16 protein-coding genes are annotated in these 20067 nt (G+C 46.3%); 2 read left to right on the forward strand and 14 right to left on the reverse strand.

The window, feature by feature from the left end; all coding sequences use genetic code 11:
- Window positions 1-272 precede the first annotated feature (272 nt).
- Window positions 273-1136, forward strand: coding sequence for a class I SAM-dependent methyltransferase (locus JOE49_RS20045; protein WP_028540694.1), 864 nt, complete (start codon window positions 273-275; stop codon window positions 1134-1136).
- 9 nt (window positions 1137-1145) lie between these two features.
- A complete protein-coding gene (locus JOE49_RS20050) occupies window positions 1146-1892 on the forward strand; it encodes an RluA family pseudouridine synthase (RefSeq protein WP_209942627.1) in 747 nt (248 codons plus the stop codon).
- A gap of 137 nt (window positions 1893-2029) precedes the next feature.
- Here the strand turns inward: JOE49_RS20050 and JOE49_RS20055 are convergent, their stop codons facing one another.
- The 14 genes from JOE49_RS20055 to JOE49_RS20120 form a co-directional block, all read right to left on the reverse strand.
- Window positions 2030-3532 carry a DHA2 family efflux MFS transporter permease subunit gene (locus tag JOE49_RS20055; protein ID WP_028540693.1) on the reverse strand — a complete coding sequence of 501 codons (1503 nt, stop codon included), beginning with the start codon at window positions 3530-3532 and terminating at the stop codon, window positions 2030-2032.
- On the reverse strand, window positions 3516-4001 hold the full coding sequence (locus tag JOE49_RS20060; RefSeq protein ID WP_023989070.1) for a MarR family winged helix-turn-helix transcriptional regulator: 486 nt from the start codon (window positions 3999-4001) through the stop codon (window positions 3516-3518). The genes JOE49_RS20055 and JOE49_RS20060 overlap by 17 nt, the downstream gene beginning before the upstream one ends.
- A gap of 264 nt (window positions 4002-4265) precedes the next feature.
- Window positions 4266-4736, reverse strand: a complete 471-nt coding sequence (locus JOE49_RS20065; protein WP_013310615.1) for a MarR family winged helix-turn-helix transcriptional regulator — start codon at window positions 4734-4736, stop codon at window positions 4266-4268.
- A 275-nt stretch (window positions 4737-5011) separates the two neighbouring features.
- Complete coding sequence (gene gyrA, locus JOE49_RS20070; RefSeq protein WP_023989071.1) at window positions 5012-7474, reverse strand: DNA gyrase subunit A; 2463 nt, start codon at window positions 7472-7474, stop codon at window positions 5012-5014.
- Window positions 7475-7496: 22 nt separating this feature from the next.
- Window positions 7497-9476 carry a DNA topoisomerase IV subunit B gene (gene parE, locus JOE49_RS20075; protein ID WP_209942629.1) on the reverse strand — a complete coding sequence of 660 codons (1980 nt, stop codon included), beginning with the start codon at window positions 9474-9476 and terminating at the stop codon, window positions 7497-7499.
- 98 nt (window positions 9477-9574) lie between these two features.
- Window positions 9575-10564: an ABC transporter permease gene (locus JOE49_RS20080; protein ID WP_076295306.1), complete on the reverse strand. Its 990-nt coding sequence runs from the start codon at window positions 10562-10564 to the stop codon at window positions 9575-9577.
- On the reverse strand, window positions 10557-11633 hold the full coding sequence (locus JOE49_RS20085; protein ID WP_053325634.1) for an ABC transporter ATP-binding protein: 1077 nt from the start codon (window positions 11631-11633) through the stop codon (window positions 10557-10559). Before JOE49_RS20085 ends, JOE49_RS20080 begins: the two co-directional genes overlap by 8 nt.
- Entirely contained in the window at window positions 11633-12580 is a 948-nt protein-coding gene (locus tag JOE49_RS20090; protein ID WP_053325635.1) for a GDSL-type esterase/lipase family protein, read from the reverse strand. Before JOE49_RS20090 ends, JOE49_RS20085 begins: the two co-directional genes overlap by 1 nt.
- Window positions 12581-12755: 175 nt before the next feature.
- Window positions 12756-13436 (reverse strand): TIGR00266 family protein, encoded by a 681-nt coding sequence (locus tag JOE49_RS20095; protein ID WP_209942631.1) that lies wholly within the window; start codon window positions 13434-13436, stop codon window positions 12756-12758.
- Window positions 13437-13663: 227 nt separating this feature from the next.
- Window positions 13664-14404 (reverse strand): CAP domain-containing protein, encoded by a 741-nt coding sequence (locus JOE49_RS20100; RefSeq protein ID WP_028540689.1) that lies wholly within the window; start codon window positions 14402-14404, stop codon window positions 13664-13666.
- 208 nt (window positions 14405-14612) lie between these two features.
- Entirely contained in the window at window positions 14613-15074 is a 462-nt protein-coding gene (locus JOE49_RS20105) for a GNAT family N-acetyltransferase (RefSeq protein ID WP_013310623.1), read from the reverse strand.
- Window positions 15067-16251, reverse strand: a complete 1185-nt coding sequence (gene purT, locus JOE49_RS20110) for a formate-dependent phosphoribosylglycinamide formyltransferase (protein WP_209942633.1) — start codon at window positions 16249-16251, stop codon at window positions 15067-15069. The genes JOE49_RS20105 and purT overlap by 8 nt, the downstream gene beginning before the upstream one ends.
- A 129-nt stretch (window positions 16252-16380) precedes the next feature.
- Window positions 16381-18219 (reverse strand): ABC transporter ATP-binding protein, encoded by a 1839-nt coding sequence (locus JOE49_RS20115; RefSeq protein ID WP_069289779.1) that lies wholly within the window; start codon window positions 18217-18219, stop codon window positions 16381-16383.
- A complete protein-coding gene (locus JOE49_RS20120) occupies window positions 18216-19991 on the reverse strand; it encodes an ABC transporter ATP-binding protein (RefSeq protein ID WP_209942635.1) in 1776 nt (591 codons plus the stop codon). The genes JOE49_RS20115 and JOE49_RS20120 overlap by 4 nt, the downstream gene beginning before the upstream one ends.
- Window positions 19992-20067: the final 76 nt, after the last annotated feature.

The raw sequence follows: 20067 nt of genomic DNA on the forward strand, positions 1-20067 counted from the left end.
AAATATTATGTACGTACAATCCATTCCGTCTTTCATTATTATGATAAAAAACGGATGGTTGTACGTACAAGTGGGATTGATTTCATTTTAATATGGAAGCGCTATAATTACAAGTACATCCTAGAAAAAATATTTTGGACCATTTGACTACTTACTTATTTATGTAATCATTCGATTGTTGCTGAGGTTTGTTGTACAATAGACTCCATATGGGGATTTCTGTGCAGCTTGCTGCCTGAATCCTGAATTGACTGCTGAAGGATGGATTGTACATGTATGTAGCACAAGAATGGAAAGACTATGAAGTAATGGATACAGGCGGTGGTGAAAAACTGGAACGTTGGGGTGATATTGTCCTGCGTCGTCCCGATCCGCAAATCATATGGCCTTTGGCCCAGGAAACAGCCGAATGGCGTAATGTTCATGGACATTACCACCGTAGTTCCTCCGGTGGTGGCAACTGGGATATGAAAAAACCTATCCCCGAGCGCTGGACAATTAGCTATGGACCGCTTAAATTCCACATTAAACCGACCAGCTTCAAGCATACCGGTCTTTTTCCAGAGCAAGCAGCGAACTGGAGCTGGATGATGGATAAAATCAAAGGCGCAGGCAGACCAATTTCCGTACTGAACCTGTTTGCATACACGGGAGGAGCCACGACTGCTGCTGCGTATGCTGGAGCTAGTGTAGTTCACGTGGATGCCGCCAAAGGCATGGTGCAGTGGGCAAAGGAAAACGTTCAATTGTCCGGTCTGGCTGACCGTCCGGTACGCTTCATTACGGACGACGTATTCAAGTTCGTGCAACGAGAACAACGTCGGGGCAACCGTTATGATGCCATTATTATGGACCCTCCTTCTTACGGACGCGGACCAAACGGAGAAACTTGGAAGCTTGAAGAAAGCTTATACCCGTTTCTCGAATCCTGCATGAGCATTATTTCAGATCAACCGCTGTTCATGCTGATTAACTCTTATACTACAGGTATTTCGCCTACTGTATTGCGCAACATGCTGAGCATGACCATGCAACAAAAGTACGGCGGCCAAATTAGCGCTGGTGAAATTGGATTGCCGATCACACGCTCGGGATTGAATTTGCCTTGTGGTATTCTCGGACGCTGGGAGGCTTAAATTCCTCTTATGACTCAAAATGAACTTACCCGGCATGAGCATGCACAGCCGAATATTCCTGTCCTCTATGAGGACAATCATGTTTTGGCGGTTGTAAAGCCTGTCAATGTTCCAACGCAAGAGGATGCCAGTGGTGATCCTGATCTGTTGTCTTTACTCAAGGAAGATCTAAAAATTAGACACAATAAGCCTGGTAACGTTTTTTTGGGTTTAGTTCACAGACTGGATCGGCCAGTAGGTGGAGCCATGATTTTTGCTAAGACGTCCAAAGCTGCTTCTCGCCTGTCAGAGTCGGTTCGAAGTCGTCATTTTCACAAACTGTATACAGCAGTTCTGAATGGCGTTCCTACGGCCTCACAGGGCCGTCTAACCCATTATCTGCTAAAGGATAGCCGTACCAACACGGTTCAAGCGGTTCGGCCTGGCACGGCTGGTGCGAAGGAAGCCATTTTGGAGTACCGCGTGATCGGACAAGCAGATGGACTCAGTCTCGTGCAGATTAAGTTGCACACCGGACGCTCGCACCAAATCCGTGTGCAAATGCAGGCGATCGGCTGTCCCCTCTACGGTGACCAAAAATATGGCGGTAATCTGAGCCGGCCCGGTCAACAGCTCGCGCTCTGGTCCTTACTCGCTGGAGCACCGCATCCGGTTAGCAAGGACGATATGAGATTTCACTCGTTACCTCCAGTCCAATTTCCATGGAATGAATGGCCCCGGTCGCTTTATGAGAACATGATTACGTCTGAAATTTGAACCGGAAAGCCCTGCCCTATCTGGATATCAACATCTTCAACCCCATTTGCACAAAAAACCTGCAACGCATGTAAACAAACATGCATTGCAGGTTCTTTTTTTTGCAGAAAATTAAATTAATGCGTCATCTCATCCTTTTATGACGAGGAAGCCACGGACTGCCCCTTCTTGCTGTTTACCAGCTGTTGACGGGGATGGGCGTTTTGTGCATTCGTATTTTTGATGAAAAACGCTAAAATCAGAGCGGCCACACTCAACACTGTTGCAATGATAAAAGCCGAGTTAATCCCATAAATTGTAGCTTGGTTGCCTGCAGCCAGCATCCCCGCTTTATCTGTCACGGTTAGTCCCTCAGATGTAACAATCGATGTCAAACGGTTGCTGCTCTGTGTTGACATCACTGTCACCAGAATTGCCGTCCCAATCGAGCCAGAAATCATACGCAGCGTGTTACTCATCGCCGTACCATGTGCATTCAATCGTTGCGGAAGCTGATTCAACCCGGCTGTTTGGATCGGCATCATCAGCAACGACATCCCGAACATCCGCACCGTATAATTAATTAACAGTGTCATATAGGTGGTTGTTTCGGTCAACCGTGTAAATTCCCAAGTCGTTATAGCCATGATCAGCAAGCCAATTACAGACAACCAGCGTGCTCCGATTCGGTCAAAAATAGCCCCCGTTACAGGAGACATGAGCCCCATCAGAATCGCTCCCGGTAACATTAGCATACCGGACTGGAGCGGTGTAAACCCCCGAATATTTTGCAAATAAATCGGAAGCAATATCATACCGGCGTACAAAGCCATCGTCACAATCACGTTAATGATTGTCGTCAAGCTGTACACATCGTATTTAAAGATACGGAACTCCAGCATAGGCTCATCTGCCTTCAGTTGGCGAACAATAAACAAAATAAGCGCAATAGTCCCAACGATAAGCGTAGACAGGACCGGAATACTTCCCCAACCCGATGTTCCTGCATCACTAAAGCCGTATAATATTCCACCGAAACCGAGCGTAGACAAAATGATGCCGGGAATGTCCAGCTTTGGCTTGGACTGCTCCGTTACATTTTTCAGAAAAATAAATCCGATCACAATCGAAATCACTGAAATCGGCAGGATGATCCAGAACAAAACCCGCCAGTCATAATGCTGTACTATATAACCGGATAAGGTTGGCCCAATGGCTGGAGCAAAACCCATCGCAATCCCCAAGGTTCCCATCGCCCGGCCACGACGCTCTATTGGGTAGATGTTCAAGATAACCACCATCATTAAGGGCATCATGATACCTGCTCCCGCGGCCTGAATAAGCCGACCGATCAGCAATATGCTGAAGCTTGGAGCTACAGCACATAACAGCGTGCCTATTGAAAAAATAGTCATCGCGCTAATAAACAATTTACGAGTGGAGAAACGGGCAATCAAGAACGCGGTCACCGGGATCAATACCCCATTCACGAGCATAAAGCCCGTACTAAGCCACTGAGCTATATTGGCATCTATATTCAAATCACTCATCATTTTCGGTAAAGCCACACTGATCAACGTCTGATTTAATATCGCTACAATCGCGCCAATCAACAGAGCGGCCACAATGGGTGCTCTGCGTACATTACCTGGTAGTGTCATTTGAGGACTGCTCAAGTTGATTCATTCCCTTCGGTGTTAATTTCATGATCATTTGTTTATGGATATCCAGGACCATCTCTAGCTGCTCCTTCGGGATGTCCAGAATGGGCAAGACGCGCTCCATCCACATGGCGTCTACTTTTTGCATGATATCTTTTCCTTCTGGCGTAAGCGTCAGCACTAAGGATCTACGGTCATGCTCATGCCGTCCGCGAGCAATATATCCCGCCTTGGTCAAGCGGTCAACTACCCCACTCATAGAGCTGCTTCCCACATGCGCTATGTCTGCCAGCTCGGATAATCCGATGTTGGGGCGTTTATTCAGAATTGCCAAAGCCATATGCTGAATGGCCGTCAGATCCAAATGCTGCTCCTCATTCCAGAAGGAATAAAATATCGTTTTGTTAACCTCCCTTACCGATTGAATAATCCGGTACACCTCAAGTCTGTCTTCCTCTCTATCACTCACTGGAACCATCCTTCTTTCTAATATCCAATTGACAATCCATATACATATACTAGAAACTATTTGCATACGAAATGTTATTTATTCATAACTATTATTTTATCATCTCTTATGTAAATGTCAACATTCACCCAAATATCACCTATACTTCAACACAAAAAAGCGCGGTATGAATACCACGATAGGTATTTACATCCGCGCACTCCTACTTACCTTAAAATGATAATCTGCTGCGTACAGCTACTTTTCATGTAGCCGCCATTCTAGTTATTCTGCTCGCTCTATTGGTTCCTTTACTCCCTCAGCCTCACTTGTCATTACTGAAGTTTTCGCCTTCGTTGTAATTTTCCCCAACAAATAAACCAGCAAATTTTGATTGTGCTGAGAAATTCGGTTTAGTGCAGAACCCAGAAAATCATCCCGGATTCGCAATCCACGCTCTACTTCTTCTCTCCCTTGATCCGAGATAACAATCCATACAATTCTACGGTCCTTTACGTCTCTGAAACGGGTGACCAGTCGATTCCGCTCCATCCGATCCAGCAGCATCGTAACCGCGGCTGGTGTGGTGGCGAGATATGGGATTAGTTGAGACGGTTTCATACGGCCGTATTCGTTCAAAACCTCCAGCACCGTAAGTTGAGCTTCCGTTAGTGATGGAGCCAGCTGCTGCTCCATATGAACCTTATAATCCTTAGCCATTCTGGACCAGATTTTCGCAAATTCGGTCGTTTGCATTTTGCCTCACTCCTTTAAATAACAGGGTCAGTAAAAGCATCAAAGTTACCGTATGGGCCACCGTCCGGATTGTATTTCATCACATTAAATTTTCGCCATTCAGCCCCGGTTTCCTGCCGTTTTTGGAGCACGAAATGAAAAGGGGAAGGAAGTCTCACTTCGGTTTTGAAGGCTGGTCAGGGTTCGACAGCATGACGGCAAAAAGGTCCTCATTCGTGCCGGAATGGCACGAGAGGACCTCTCTTTTTCGAGCTAAAAAGCGCTTGACTTTCCTATTATTCTATGGACTGAGAAGCTTGCGGCTCACTACGCAGCAGCACATTCACAATTTCGTCCTTCTTCTCCACTGGAGCTAGCAGCTTGCCTGTATCCTTTCGGTCGGTCAAAGGGGCCTTTTCCGAAAGGAAGGACATCGTTTGTCCTTCTGCTGTGATTGCAAATAATTGAACAGCTTCACGGCAATAGAAGGCAGCCACGATTCGAGTTCCATTCGAACGTACTCGTTTGCCTTCCTTGAACTCAAAGGTGGTGATACCTTTGCCGCCTCTTCCCTGTGTAGGATAATCCAGCAGAAGCGTACGCTTACCATAACCGGACTCGGTCAGCACCAACACTTCTCCTTCATCCTCTTCTACCCACAACGCCGCGATAATTTCATCGCCTTCGGCTAGCTGTATACCTTTGACACCAGCCGAGACGCGCCCCATCGCATTAACCTCTTGCTCCTTGAAGCGTATACTCATACCCGCGCGGGTAATCAGCATAATATCCTGGGTACCCTCGCTTAACGTTACCGATAACACCTCATCGTCCCCTGCTACTTTGCAGGCGGCTACGGCACTGGAACGTTTTGTAGCATATTCTTTTAATTCTGTACGCTTTACTTGGCCCTTCTTTGTTACAAATACCAGGCTTTTTCCTATTTCCTCGATGTTTTTGAGCGGAATAACACTTACGATACGATCTTCCTTCGATAACGGAATAACGTTGACAATTGGTGTGCCCGGCTCTTTCCACTTATACTCTGGCACCTGATGTACAGGCAATAAAAAGTATTGTCCACGCTGGGTGAAGACGAGCAATATGTCCAGCGTATTCACATCAAGCAATTGGGTAACGTAATCCCCTTCTTTAACACCAGAACTTGAACGTTCCCCGCCTGAACGAGTGAATGACAACATACTTGTGCGTTTCACATAGCCATCTTTCGAGAGTGTCAGCAGCACATCCTCTGCTCCCACCATGACTTCCAGGTTCACCTTAATCTCTTCTACCTCGCCCTGGATATCTGAACGACGGTCAATGCCGTACTTTTCGCGAATTTCCAACAGTTCCTTGCGAATCAGGCTGATCAGCTTGCGATCACTTTCCAGAATAGAACGATATTGCGCGATTTTTTTCTGGATGTCCCCCAGTTCTTTTTCAAGCGTGGTGATTTCCAGATTGGTGAGACGGTACAACTGCAAAGTCAAAATAGAATCTGCCTGACGTTCGCTAAAACCAAACATCCATTGCAAATTATTTTGCGCGTCCTGGCGATTTTTGGAAGCTTTAATGGCTGCAATGACCTCATCCAGAATGTTCAGCGCCTTGACCAAACCTTCCAGCACATGGGCACGATCCTCTGCCTTTTCCAGTTCATACTGGATACGGTGAGTTACAACTTCGCGTTGATGGGCGATATACGCTTCCAAAATGGACTTTAGCCCAAGCTGATGTGGCGCTTTGTTCACAATAGCTACCATGTTGAAGTTATATGCCACCTGTAGGTCGGTTTTTTTCAGCAAATAAGCTAAAATCCCTTCCGCATCGGCTTCCTTCTTCAGCTCCACAACAATGCGCAAACCATTTCGTCCGCTTTCGTCACGAACCTCGGCAATCCCTTCCACCTTTTTCTCCAGACGGATATTCTCCATGGCGGTTACGAGCCTTGATTTGACGATCTGGTATGGGATTTCGGTAATGACTAGCTGCTGCTTACCTCCGCGCAAGGACTGAATTTCCGTTTTGGAACGAATATAAATACGTCCTTTTCCCGTGCGGTAAGCGTCCTTGATGCCTTCGCCCCCCATAATGAGTCCGCCAGTCGGGAAATCAGGACCTTTGATAAAGGTCATAATCTCTTCCAGCTCAATCTCTGGCTTTTCCATCACCGCAATGCTGGCATCAATAACTTCGCGTAAACTATGCGTAGGGATCTCTGTCGCAAATCCCGCCGAGATCCCACTGGAACCGTTCACCAACAAATTTGGATAACGAGACGGCAACACAACGGGCTCTTTGGCCGAGTTATCAAAATTGTCCTTGAACAAAACCGTACGCTTTTCAATATCGCGCAGCATTTCCATTGCGATCGGAGACAAGCGAGCCTCCGTATAACGCATAGCTGCCGCCGGATCATCATCCTGGGAGCCCCAGTTACCGTGACCGTCCACCAGCACGTGACTCATTTTCCAAGGCTGCGCCATCCGTACCATGCCGTCGTAAATCGACGAGTCACCGTGGGGGTGGTAATTACCCATAACGTCCCCAACGGTTTTGGCCGATTTACGATATGCTTTATCCGGCGTATTTCCCGAATCGTACATTGCATAAAGAATACGACGTTGTACGGGTTTTAATCCGTCCCGTACGTCGGGTATCGCCCGATCCTGAATAATATATTTGGAATATCGGCCAAAGCGGTCACCGACCACTTCCTCCAGAAAAGCTGGCAAAAACTGCTCCGATAAGCTCATGTATACACCTCTTTTGATAGCACTACTCTACGTATTCCGTAAAATCTACGTTTTCCACGATCCAGCGCTTGCGCGGATCCACCTTATCACCCATCAAAGTGGACACCCTGCGTTCAGCCTTGGCTGCATCCTCTATCTGAACGCGTAGCAAGGTGCGTGAATCGGGATTCATCGTTGTTTCCCATAACTGATCAGGGTTCATTTCCCCAAGTCCTTTATAGCGCTGAAGCTCAAAATTTCGTCCAAATTCTTTTAAATAATTATCAAGCTGCTCGTCAGTCCAAGCATAACGCACCGTTTCGAGCTTACCCGACTTTCGAGTTATTTTATACAATGGCGGTTGAGCAATAAATATGCGTCCTGCATCAATAAGCTCTTTCATGTACCGATAAAAGAACGTCAACAACAGCACTTGAATGTGCGCACCATCTGTATCTGCATCGGTCATAATGATGATTTTGGAATAATTGCTGTCTTCCAGCGAAAACTCTGTTCCTACTCCCGCACCAATAGCTGCTGTAATAGCACGATACTCATCATTCTTCATAATATCCGCCAGTTTGGATTTTTCCGGATTCATCGGCTTGCCCTTTAGCGGCAATATGGCCTGAATTTTGGAATCCCGTCCCTGCTTGGCTGATCCTCCAGCCGAATCGCCTTCCACAATAAACAACTCATTACGTGTAAAATCCTTGGACTGCGCAGGCGATAGTTTACCATTCAAATTGGAACTTTCACTGCGCTTTTTACCGGAACGCATTTCATCCCGAGCTTTACGTGCAGCTTCACGTGCTCTGGATGCTTGAACTGCCTTCTTGATCAAAGTTTGTGCTATCTGCGGATTTTCTTCTAAAAAACGCTGCATCTGCTCAGATACGATGGCATCCACTGTACTCCGTGCCGAAGCGCTACCAAGCTGATCCTTTGTCTGGCCGACAAATTCAACTTCAGCCATCTTGACACTGATTACAGCCATCATGCCCTCACGTAGATCGTTGCCCTCCAAGTTTTTATCCTTTTCTTTCAACATCACCATTTTCCGGGCATAGTCGTTCATGACACGAGTGTAAGCGGTTTTGAATCCCGTTTCATGCGTACCTCCGCCACGTGTCGGAATGGAGTTAACGAACGAAGCGATCGTCTCTGTATAACCCGCATTGTACTGGATGGCAATCTCTACTTCAATGTCTTCTTTCTCGGCATTAAAGTGAATAACGTCATGCAGCACATCCTTGCCCTCATTCAGAAAAGCAACAAACTGACTTGCGCCACCCTCATAAAAATACTCATCTGACTTTCCGCTGCGTTCGTCTTTAAGTTGAATACGAAGGCCCGAATTTAGAAAAGCAATTTCCTGAAGACGCTCAGCCAACGTATCGTAGTTAAAATGAATGCCTGCCTGAAAAACACGAATATCCGGTTTAAATGTAATTTTCGAGCCCGTCTTGTTAGTATTGCCCAGCACTTCAAGGCCTGTGGTCGGTTCCCCGACATGCTCCACGCCCTTCTTGTCCTGCCAATATTCAAACCGCTGACGGTGAATCTTGCCGTCCCGGTAAATTTCTACTTCAAGCCATTCCGAAAGAGCGTTCGTTACAGACGCACCTACACCGTGCAGACCCCCGGACTTTTTATATCCCGAACCGCCAAACTTACCTCCGGCGTGCAAAATGGTGAATACAACCTGAGGCGTAGGAATTCCCGTTTTGTGCATTCCCGTAGGAATACCGCGCCCGTTGTCTGATACTGTAACGGAACCGTCCTTATGCATTGTAATATCAATGCGAGAGCAAAACTTGGCGAGATGTTCATCCACCGCGTTGTCTACAATTTCCCATACCAAATGATGCAGCCCCGAAGAACTGGTGCTCCCGATGTACATGCCCGGCCGTTTGCGAACTGCCACAAGCCCTTCGAGCACTTGAATGTCGTCCGCGCCATATTCCGAAGCTCCGCTTTGTGTGCCGGACACTCCCGCAGACAAGTCGATTTTGTCGACCATTCATGCTCCCCCTTTGTCTAATCGTAACCGTGTTTTGCATTATTCTTGATGATTTTCACCAAAAATGCAAACAGATGTTTTCTTTTACCTTGTCCATTTTAATTCAATATATCCCGTTTCGTAAAGACGGCGAATGAAACAATCAATGCCGCAGCCCCCCAAATGCCCAGTACAGCTAAAGAAAAGGGTAAGGTCATTCCCTCAATCGGGGCGGGGCTTCCAGATAAATAATCGGTTAATTCGAGGTTAACCATAAATAAATATTTAGCACTCTGCCAAGATGCAGCCATGTTTGTCAATATAGTGCCCGAAATAAGTGCAGCCATCATGACCACGATACTTGCCGCCGTACTTCGTACCAGGACAGATACCATAAAGGCTAACGAAGCTACCACAAGACTGACAAACCAGATCAATCCGGCTTGCAGCATCAGATAATGCCATTGTGGAATCGCGTGTACAGCAGACAAATCCACCGTCGATCCAACAATTTGAAATCCGGTAAATACCGGAACATTAAAACCGCGAAAACCAAAAAACAAGCCTGATATCAGATAACTAATCACAAATACAGCCAAAATAATGAGCGAGACGAACATATACAATGTCAGCAGCTTGCTCAGCAGTATTTTCCACCGCCTGACGGGGCGGGTCAGCAACATTTTTATCGTGCCTGTTGTCCGTTCTCCTGAAACCAGATCGGAAGCAATGGCCATAATCAACAGCGGAACGAACAGATTTATGGAATTATCCATAAACTCTCTGGTAAAGGTGACACCACTCGGCTCATTAGGATTCACATCATTTTCCAAATAATATTGCATCTGCTGCACAAAGACCCGACGGTAGGTCTTCCATTCCTCGGGAACCCGGTCACTTCCCAGCGAGTTTTGATTATCGGTAATCGCCTGACGCAGTTCGAGCCGCCAATCATTGCCGAATTTTTCGCGATTGTTTTCTGCCACTTTCATCTGAGCGTACGTAAAAATCGGCACAAGCACAAGTAAAACAAGCAAAATGACATAAAATCGTTTCTTCTTGATAATTTTGAGTGTTTCATTTTGTACGAGCGGTAAAATGTTATTCAAGTATCTCACCTTCCGTCATTTTCAGGAATAGCTGCTCCAGTGTAGGGTTGATTTTGGTTACACCTTTAACGGAAATACCGGAAGCCGTCATTTGTGTCACCAGCTCCGCAATATGCTCTTCATCCATTTCTGTAAAAATTGCATCGGCTCCGCTACCTGCCACAATGCTGTCATCAATTAATTCATCGGCGTTCGTAATTATTTGCACATGCGGAGAATTTTGCAATATGGCAAGACCCTGATCACGAGGCTCCAGTTGCCATACTGCCATGTGCGAGTGCGTATCAACCAATTCCCGCACACCACCTACAGCTAGCACCTTTCCCCGACTTATAATTGCCACCCGATCACATAGCAGCTGGATTTCGCTGAGCAAATGGCTGGAAACAAATACAGCCATGCCTTCTGCCGCTAGCAAACGGATAAAAGCTCTCATTTCCTTGATCCCCTTGGGGTCTAACCCGTTCGTCGGTTCATCCAAAATGAGCAATTTCGGTCTACCAAGCAAGGCTTGGGCTATACCAAGACGCTGGCGCATTCCGAGAGAATACGTACTTACTTTATCATGGATACGGCGATCGAGCCGAACCAGCTCAACGACTTCGCGGATACGCGGCTCGTCTACACCAGGCTGCATACGGGCAAAATGCTCTAAATTCTCCCACCCTGTCAGGTAGCTGTACACCTCTGGATTTTCCACAATAGAACCAATATGCCGCAAAGCCTGCTCAGGGTCACGATTTACATTATGTCCACAGACAGTAATCGTCCCTTCCGTAGGCTTAATTAAATCGACCAGCATACGAATAGTCGTCGTTTTTCCAGCCCCATTAGGACCGAGAAATCCGAAAATTTCACCCGCACGAACGTCGAATGTTACATCATGAATGATCATTTTGCGTTTGATACGTTTCTTAACGTGCTGAACAGAGAGAACTGTTTCGTTATTGCTTCTGTCTCTGCCTGCGCTGCCAACCTGATTGGCGGAATGGAAACTGGACACTGCATCCCTTGATGTCGGATTTTGGGTTATTCCAGCCCCGGTCTTGTCAGCAGATTGGATGCTCATTACTTGTTCCCTCCCTTTTTCACTTCAGCGGGTTGGCTACTTGTAGACTGTTGTTCATTATCCACTTTATCGGCATCCTTCGTGGTTGCAACTGCAAACCCTTGCGCGATACGTTCAGCGATTGCCTGATAGCCCTGTCCGTTTGGATGAAAATGATCGGAAGATAAATAGACGGGCAAATTTTGCTGGAACAAATCGAAAGTTGGAACCAGCGTCATATTGCTGTTTTGGTTGGTAATTGCCATGGCAGCCAGATTCCATTCTGTGACCACAAGATTACCGGGAATTTTCATTTCCTGCAGATCACTGAATGGATTATATAATCCGACATAGATAATTTTAGCATTCGGATTGATTTTCCCTACCTTTGTCAGCACTTTTTGCAGACGTTTGGCGGCATCAGGCACAGCTTTACGCAAACCACTGAGTGTAGGTGGCTCTTTGCCAGTTTGGGCAGCCTGAGCCCCCTGAAATAAATCATTTCCGCCAATCGAGACAATAATGACGTTAGCCTTTTTCAACACATAAGAAACACCAGGCTCATCCAGCTTGGTCAATAGTCCTTGAGTCGTCAGTCCATTAATCCCCAGATTATTTATGAGCTGTGCCTTATGGCCTTCCTGATTATTTAACAAGCTCACCGACCGACGCACAAAACCACTTCCGGAGTCATCCCCTGTGCCTTTGGCTAGCGAATCTCCAATGGCAGCTACCCGAAACTCTCCCGTCTGATTTGTAGCGGATGGCGCAGTTTGTGTCTGCGATGAACCGGAATGCACAGGTTGAGTGCTAACCATTGGCTCTGGAGCCGTGATACTTTGTACTGCTGTAATAAATCCGTACAATAATAGCAATGTGGCGGCAATGGAAACGGAACCGACAGACCGCCAAATCCATTTTGATGAATTCACTCGTGTTCCCTCCTGATAGCTTAGTGAAATAAACATAAGGCTTCTCATATCATTTTGCAAATAAACCGTTCGGAATAAAAGCGCAATAAATGCTTAGATTCACACATAATTTCCCATGAACATGCAAAAAAAGGATGGCAAATGGCCACCCTTATATTATACTTTCTTGTGCGAATAGTTTTTCCTCACAACTCTAATCAGACGAACCAAACTATTTACTATCAGGGATGAAATTTTTGATCCATTGTCCAAAACTGCCTGGATTTCGACTTTGAATCAGTACCGTCCCTTCACCGCGAAAGCGGCATACAAGCGCTTCTCCACTCGTTACGCTGGACAACCAGCCTTTAGATGCTTTTTCAATTTTATAATCCATATAATCCGGCCATGCCACCAGATGAGCATTATCAATAATACGCTCCTCTCCTGGCGCGATGTAAATGGGATGAATGGCTCCATAAGAGGACAGGAATACCGTACCTCGACCACTGATTTCTACGATAAAAAAACCTTCACCAGAGAATAAACCTTTCATCAGGTTTTGCATTTTGGTGCTAACCTCAATACCTTCCGTGCAAGCCAGAAAGCCGTCCTTTTGGACCAACAGTCTATACGTGCCATCCAGTTCCACCGCTTGTACATCACCTATACTGGCAGGGGCTAACAACACTTCAGCCGGTCCCCGGGCTGCCCTCAGTTCTTGAAAAAAGAATTTTTCTCCGCTCAACATTCTGCCTAAACCACGTAACAGTCCACCGTCTACCGTCCCCTTTATATCTACACTGGAAGACATGGAAACCATCGCTCCCATTTCCGCTTTAATCATTTCCCCGGGGTTCAACTGCACCTTGAGCATAGCAAAGGCACCTTCATGCACGATTTCGTAGCTCATTTGTTCACCTGGCTTTCCATAAGTAGTCTGCAATCCATTCAACTTGCTGCTATCATACTATAAATACGTCCCTTATGTCTTTTCTGGTATAAAGCAATGGTTATGCCACTGGAGGAATAAGAGACACCAAAAGACCCGCTGAACGTGTCAGCGGGTCTCCAGATTAACGTCACGTCACTATCTTTTCGTAGCAGCGACATGACGTTGGGAACGTATTTACGATCATCTTAGTTACGTGTGAACTCTTGTACCCAATATCCATTGTAGTAAGCCACACCAATTTGTGTATATTCTGCCTTCAAAATATTCTCACGGTGTCCCTGGCTGTTCATCCAGGCTTTCATCACTTCTTGTGGTGTTTGTTGTCCCATGGCAATATTCTCACCCGCATACGTATAAGTTACACCGAATTTTTTCATCATATCAAATGGTGAACCATAGGTCGGAGATGTATGGGAAAAGTAATTGTTCGTACTCATATCCTTCGCCTTGACTAAGGCTACTTCTGTAAGCTTCGCATTCGATGCGAGGGGCTTCAGACCTTTTTGGCTGCGCTCGTTATTTACAAGCTTTACAACCTCAGCTGCAAATTGGGACTTGCTCAGTTGTGCATCCGATCCTGCTGACTGACCCGCGCCTGAGTTTGTGCTTTGTTTTTGAGTCTGTTGCTTGTTACTAGACTGCGATGCCTTTTGGCTACCCTGTTTGGTTGTTGCTTGTTTACCGGATGAAGGATTTGCTGTTTTGTTTTTAGCCTTGTCCTTTTCAGAACCATCCTTAATTACGGTCTTTGTTATTGTAGTCGTCCCGTTGGACATATTGACGGTATATCCGTTATTTTGAAACCATTGTTGCAGTTGGGCAGTCAAATCGTCAGCTGGTGAAGCTGATGCCGGAACGATGAATCCTGCGGATAAAATGGCGCTTAGACTTCCCATCACCAGTGTTTTTTTCAACATATTCTTCATTTCGTCATCTCCTTGTTGTATAAATGCCTTGGTGTGAACGCGTCTGGTTACAACTTTGTAATCTTTACTCTAGCAGTATATCATGTTTTATAGAAGGATCAATGGTATAAAAGTTGGAAAAAAAATAGCCCCGCTCGGAGTTGACCCATGCGGAACTAAGTTAAAAGTAGTGAGGCTTTAAGTATTAGATTGTCTTGTTATAGGCTGATTATCTAAGCTTTTTGCTGAAACGGTAGCCTTGCTTTTCAAAGCCGATTCGATTGTAGAATGCTCGGGCCTCTACTTGTTTGATGCGGTTATTCGCTCCGGTAATGAATAAATGATAGCATCCTTGCGCACGTCCCCACTCCTCACCACAAGCCACCAGGCGCTTGCCAATGCCCTCGCCGCGATACTCCCCGCTCACGACTAGCATGGTGATTTGTACGGCAGGATCAGGATAAGCCAAGCTTTGAGCCGTATGCATGCCGATTACTCCGACAACACGACCATCCATTTCTGCAACCATCATATTCGCTTGACTGTCCTCCCGCGTTGTTCCCATAACTTCTTTCATTACACCACAAGTCATCGGGTACCCGACTTCTCTTAGTAGTCCAGTTACGGCTTCGCAATCGCCAAGCTCTACGGAACGAATTGTCAGTACTGGAATCATCACATTGTTAGACATGATTTACCTCCACTTTCAGCATATTAGCAGCTTCTTTGGCCGTCTTCCGTGCTGTTTCCACATCTTCTGCAGCGCTAAGCGCTACAGCCATCCGGCGTCCCGGCTTGGTTTCAGGCTTCCCGAACACTCGCACCTGTGTCCGGGGTAGCAATAATGCATCATGCAGACCGCTTATTACAAAATCCCGCGTAGCCACTTCTGCCTTCAAAGTAGCTGAAGCTCCTGGTGTAAGCAGCGTGACGGATGGCACCGGGAATCCGAGAATGGCCCGCACGTGAAGCGCAAATTCCGACAAATCCTGCGTGATCATGGTCACCATTCCTGTATCATGCGGACGAGGGGATACTTCACTGAATATGACGCCATCAGCTGTTAAAAACAGCTCTACGCCAAACAATCCGTAACCACCCAGTTTATCCGTAATCGTACGGGCAATGTTCTCCGCCTCCGAAAGCTGCTTGTCCGTCATGCCATGAGGCTGCCAGGATTCGACATAATCCCCATCTTTCTGAATGTGGCCAATCGGTGGGCAAAAAATCGTACCCGAAACCGATCTGACGGTCAATAAGGTAATTTCGCTCTCAAACGGGACAAAAGCTTCAACAATGACACGTGTTGTTTTGGCACGCGCGCCTTCCAGCGCCGTATTCCAGCAGGATTCTGCATCTTCGAGTGCCCGGCATACAGACTGCCCTTTACCCGACGAACTCATCAAAGGCTTGACCACACATGGCGTGCCCAGCTCATGAACCGCCGACCGCAACTGGTCAAAATTATCTGCAAAACGATAGGCAGCAGTCGGAAGCTGTAATTTCTCGGCAGCCAGCCTGCGGATACCTTCCCGGTCCATCGTAAGACGGGCGGCACGGGCCGTTGGTACTACGTAAAATCCTTCTTGCTCTAATTCTTCCAAAGCACCCGTAGCAATAGCTTCGATTTCAGGTACAATTATGTCGGGCTTTTCCTCACGAATTAGTGCCTTCAACGCCTCAGCATCCTGCATATCCAGACAGTGAGAGCGATGGGCCACCTGCATTGCTGGAGCCAGTTCATAGCGATCTACAGCAATACATTCCACGCCAAGCCGCTGAGCTTCAATAATGACTTCTTTTCCCAATTCGCCGCTACCCAGCAGCAGCATCTTCTTAGCTTTGGCAGAAAAAGGAGCACCCCACATCTTGAACTCTTCCCCCTCTGACGAAATTGCTCTGATCTCTTTTCATCTTTATTTTCAGGGTTTAGCTCCAAGAATGCAATAGTGCTCGGCATTTAAATTTACAAAAAACGCGATTTTTTGATCTTTTTTTTACAAAAATCTGAACTGTGCTTCCACCAGCCCCCGATATATTCCATGTTTTTTCATCAATTGTTCATGATTACCACTTTCTTGGATTTCCCCATGATCCAGTACAACGATATGATCAGCATTACGGATGGTGGACAAACGGTGAGCGACCATAAAAGAAGTTCTGCCTTCTAGTAAAACCTGAAGAGCCTCCTGAATTTTCAACTCCGTTTCTGTATCAATACTAGCTGTGGCCTCATCTAGGATAAGAATTCGCGGATTAGCCAGCAAGGCTCGAGCAAAGGATAAGAGCTGTCGCTGGCCCATAGACAGCATTCCCCCCCGCTCCTCTACCTCTGTTTCATAGCCAGCTGGCAAGTGAACAATGAATTCATGAGCATTGACCGCCTTCGCAGCCGCTTCAATTTCCTCATCCGTTGCATCCAAACGGCCAAATCGAATATTATCACGGATCGTCCCCGAAAAAATAAATGTATCCTGAAGTACGATGCTAATCTGGCTTCGCAAGCTCTCCACTGTGACATCACGCACATCATGACCGTCAATCGTAAGCCGCCCTGACGTAATGTCATAAAAACGGCTTAGCAGATTAATAATTGTACTTTTACCTGATCCGGTATGACCCACAAGCGCTATAGATTGACCCGCCTCGACAGAAAGATTAATACCTTTAAGCGCCTGACGTCCCTTTTCATACTCAAAAATGACCTTTTCAAATTGGATGTCTCCCCGAATGGGCGGCAAGGCTATTGCTCCCGGTTTGTTTGCAATATTCGGCTGTTCATCCATAAACTCAAAAATTCGTTCTGACGAAGCCATCGCAACCAGTAACTGATTATACATTTGGCCCAGCCGATTAATCGGCTCCCAAAAGTTCCCAACATAGTTAGCAAACGCAACCAGTAATCCCACCGTAAGTTGGTCTGTCTGAATTAAATGCGCTCCAAACCAGAACAGCACAAGCGTACCAAATCCTCCGGTAATATCAATAAGTGGGCCAAAAACCTGATTCATGGCAGAAGCCTTATCCCACGATTTTTTGCTAGAGCTGTTCATGTCGTCGAAATAAGCCATGTTTTCCTGCTCCTGCGTATACGCTTGTGTCACACGAATCCCCTGAATAGACTCATTCAAATGAGAGTTGATACGCGAGTTCTTCATACGCACTTCTTGCCAAGCGCGGCGGATACGTACGCGCAGCTTGGTCGAGATCAAAAACATGATCGGAACAGTGACAATTACCGCTAAACCGAGCTTCCAGTTAATAAGCAGCAAAATGACAATAATTCCGAGAAGCTGTACGCAGTCAATCAGGACATTCACTGCACCGTTCGTAAATAGATCCTGTAGCGAGTTAATGTCGTTCGTCACGCGCACTAATACAGAACCTGCCGGTCTCTTATCAAAAAAGTTAAAAGATAGCTTTTGAATATGCTTGAACAAATCTTCACGCAAATCGTAAATAACCCGTTGACCGATAATATTGGTGAATTTAATGCGGTACGTGCTGGCTGCCCATTGAATTAAATATAACAAGAGCACGGCACCCGTGATGAGCAGCAGTAACTTTACGCTGGGCAGTGCAGGCCATGCGGGAGCAATTGCTTTATCAATGGCCAGACTGATCAAATAAGGAACCGTCAGCTTGGTAATGGTGCCGAGAATCATCATGACCAGAAGGATCGGCAAAATCTGACGGGCATAAGGCTTCATGTATGCCAGCAAACGTTTGAATTCTGACCAGTTAAACGGTTTGTCAATGACATCATCATCTTGATAGACAAAGCGCTCATTCGTTGGTTTTTTTAACGGTTTGACTTTTTCTGCGGGTATATTCATGGTCTCACCTGCCCTTCGGATACACCGTCTGGAGCCTGAGCTATGTAATCGGCGTATTGAATATGATACACATCCTGATATGGACCTGGAGTAGCAATGAGCTGTTCATGTGTTCCACGCTGGACGATTCGTCCTTCCTCAAGCACCACAATCTCATTGGCATGACGAAGTGAAGAGATTCGATGAGCAATTATAAATGTTGTTCGACCACGCATAACCTCTTGAAAACCGGTCTGTATTTCATGCTCTGTCTCCATATCAACCGCACTGGTAGCATCATCCAGTACCAGAATTTTCGGATTTTTGAGTAGTGCGCGCGCGATGGCGATCCGTTGTTTCTGCCCTCCGGACAGTCCCAATCCACGTTCTCCGACGACAGTGTCATATCCCAGCGGTAGTTCAGTTATGAATTCATGTGCCTGAGCCAGTTTGGAAACGCGTATGATGTCATCCATACTGACATGACTTAATCCATATGAAATATTGTTGCGTATAGAGGACGAAAACAAAAACGTCTCCTGAAACACGGAAGAAATTTGAGCACGTAAATCGTGAATCTTCAAGTGACGTATATCCTTGCCATCCAACTTGATACTTCCTGCATTCACATTATAAGCGCGCATGAGTAATTGAATAATGGTAGACTTCCCTGACCCCGTTCCGCCTAAAATTCCAATGACTGATCCCGGCGGTGCGTCTAAATTGATGTCAACAACAGCAGGGAGCTTATTTCCGTAAGCAAAGGTAACATGTTCAAACGTAACATGTCCTTCCACCTGATCGGCATCGAGTTTAAGTGCTCCGGCTCCATCGGTTACATCTATGGACTGATTTAGCAGTTCCAAGACCCTTTCACCAGAAGCTTTGGACTGCGTATAGTTATTGATATGAAAGCCAATGCTCCAGATGGGGCCGATAATATACCAAATTAAGCTAAAGAAAGCGACGAGCTGCCCCAAGGTCATTGACTTCTGAATGACCAGATACCCCCCCATGCCCAACAGCAGGACCACACTGACAGAAGCTATCAGTTCCATTGCGGGGAAAAACCGACTCCATAAGGAAGCAGCCTGAATTTGATTACTTTTGTATTGCTCATTACGTACTGAAAATTTCTCAACTTCATATGATTCGCGAGCAAAAGATTTGACGGTTCGCACACCTGTTATATTTTCTTGGACCGCTGTCGTCAAGGCGCTAAGGGCAATCCGCATTTCCTGAAAGGTGGGATGAATCCGGGATTCAAACTTGAATGTGACGAAGAGTAGCAATGGCATGCTGATCATCGTAATGAGGGTGAGCTGCCAGTTAATATACAGCATCATCATAGAGCCGAATACGACCATCAGTAGCACATTGAGGAGTTGGGCAAAACCAAACCCGATAAAGTTACGAATTGCCTCCAAATCACCAGTCAGTCGGGACATGAGATCCCCCGTTTTGGCAGTGTCATAATATCTGAAGGACAGAAATTGCAGCTTTTCGTAACAAGCATTGCGGAGTCGGTACGCCAAGTAGTTACCTAGCCGTCCACCAAAAAAACCATGTAAAAATTGCATGAACCCTTTGATGATGACTACTCCCAGCACAGTCAGAGCCAGCGCCGGGACTTTCCCGAAGTCACCGGGGATGATAGCGTTATCAATTAGCCTTTGGAGCAGGTTCGGATACACCAGTCCCAGGGCCGTCGCTATCGCAAGGCATAAAATAGAAAGAAACAGATAGTGTCTCCTCTCGCGAAAAAAAACTTGCAGTTGCCTGAGCACTTCCATGTCAATGTCCCTCCATTAGTTGCACGACGTTGTTATATGGCTTAGTGAAGTTTACCATTCGCTTTCCAAGGGGGCA

The sequence above is a fragment of the Paenibacillus sp. PvR133 genome, from assembly GCF_017833155.1.
Lineage (GTDB): Bacteria > Bacillota > Bacilli > Paenibacillales > Paenibacillaceae > Paenibacillus > Paenibacillus polymyxa_B.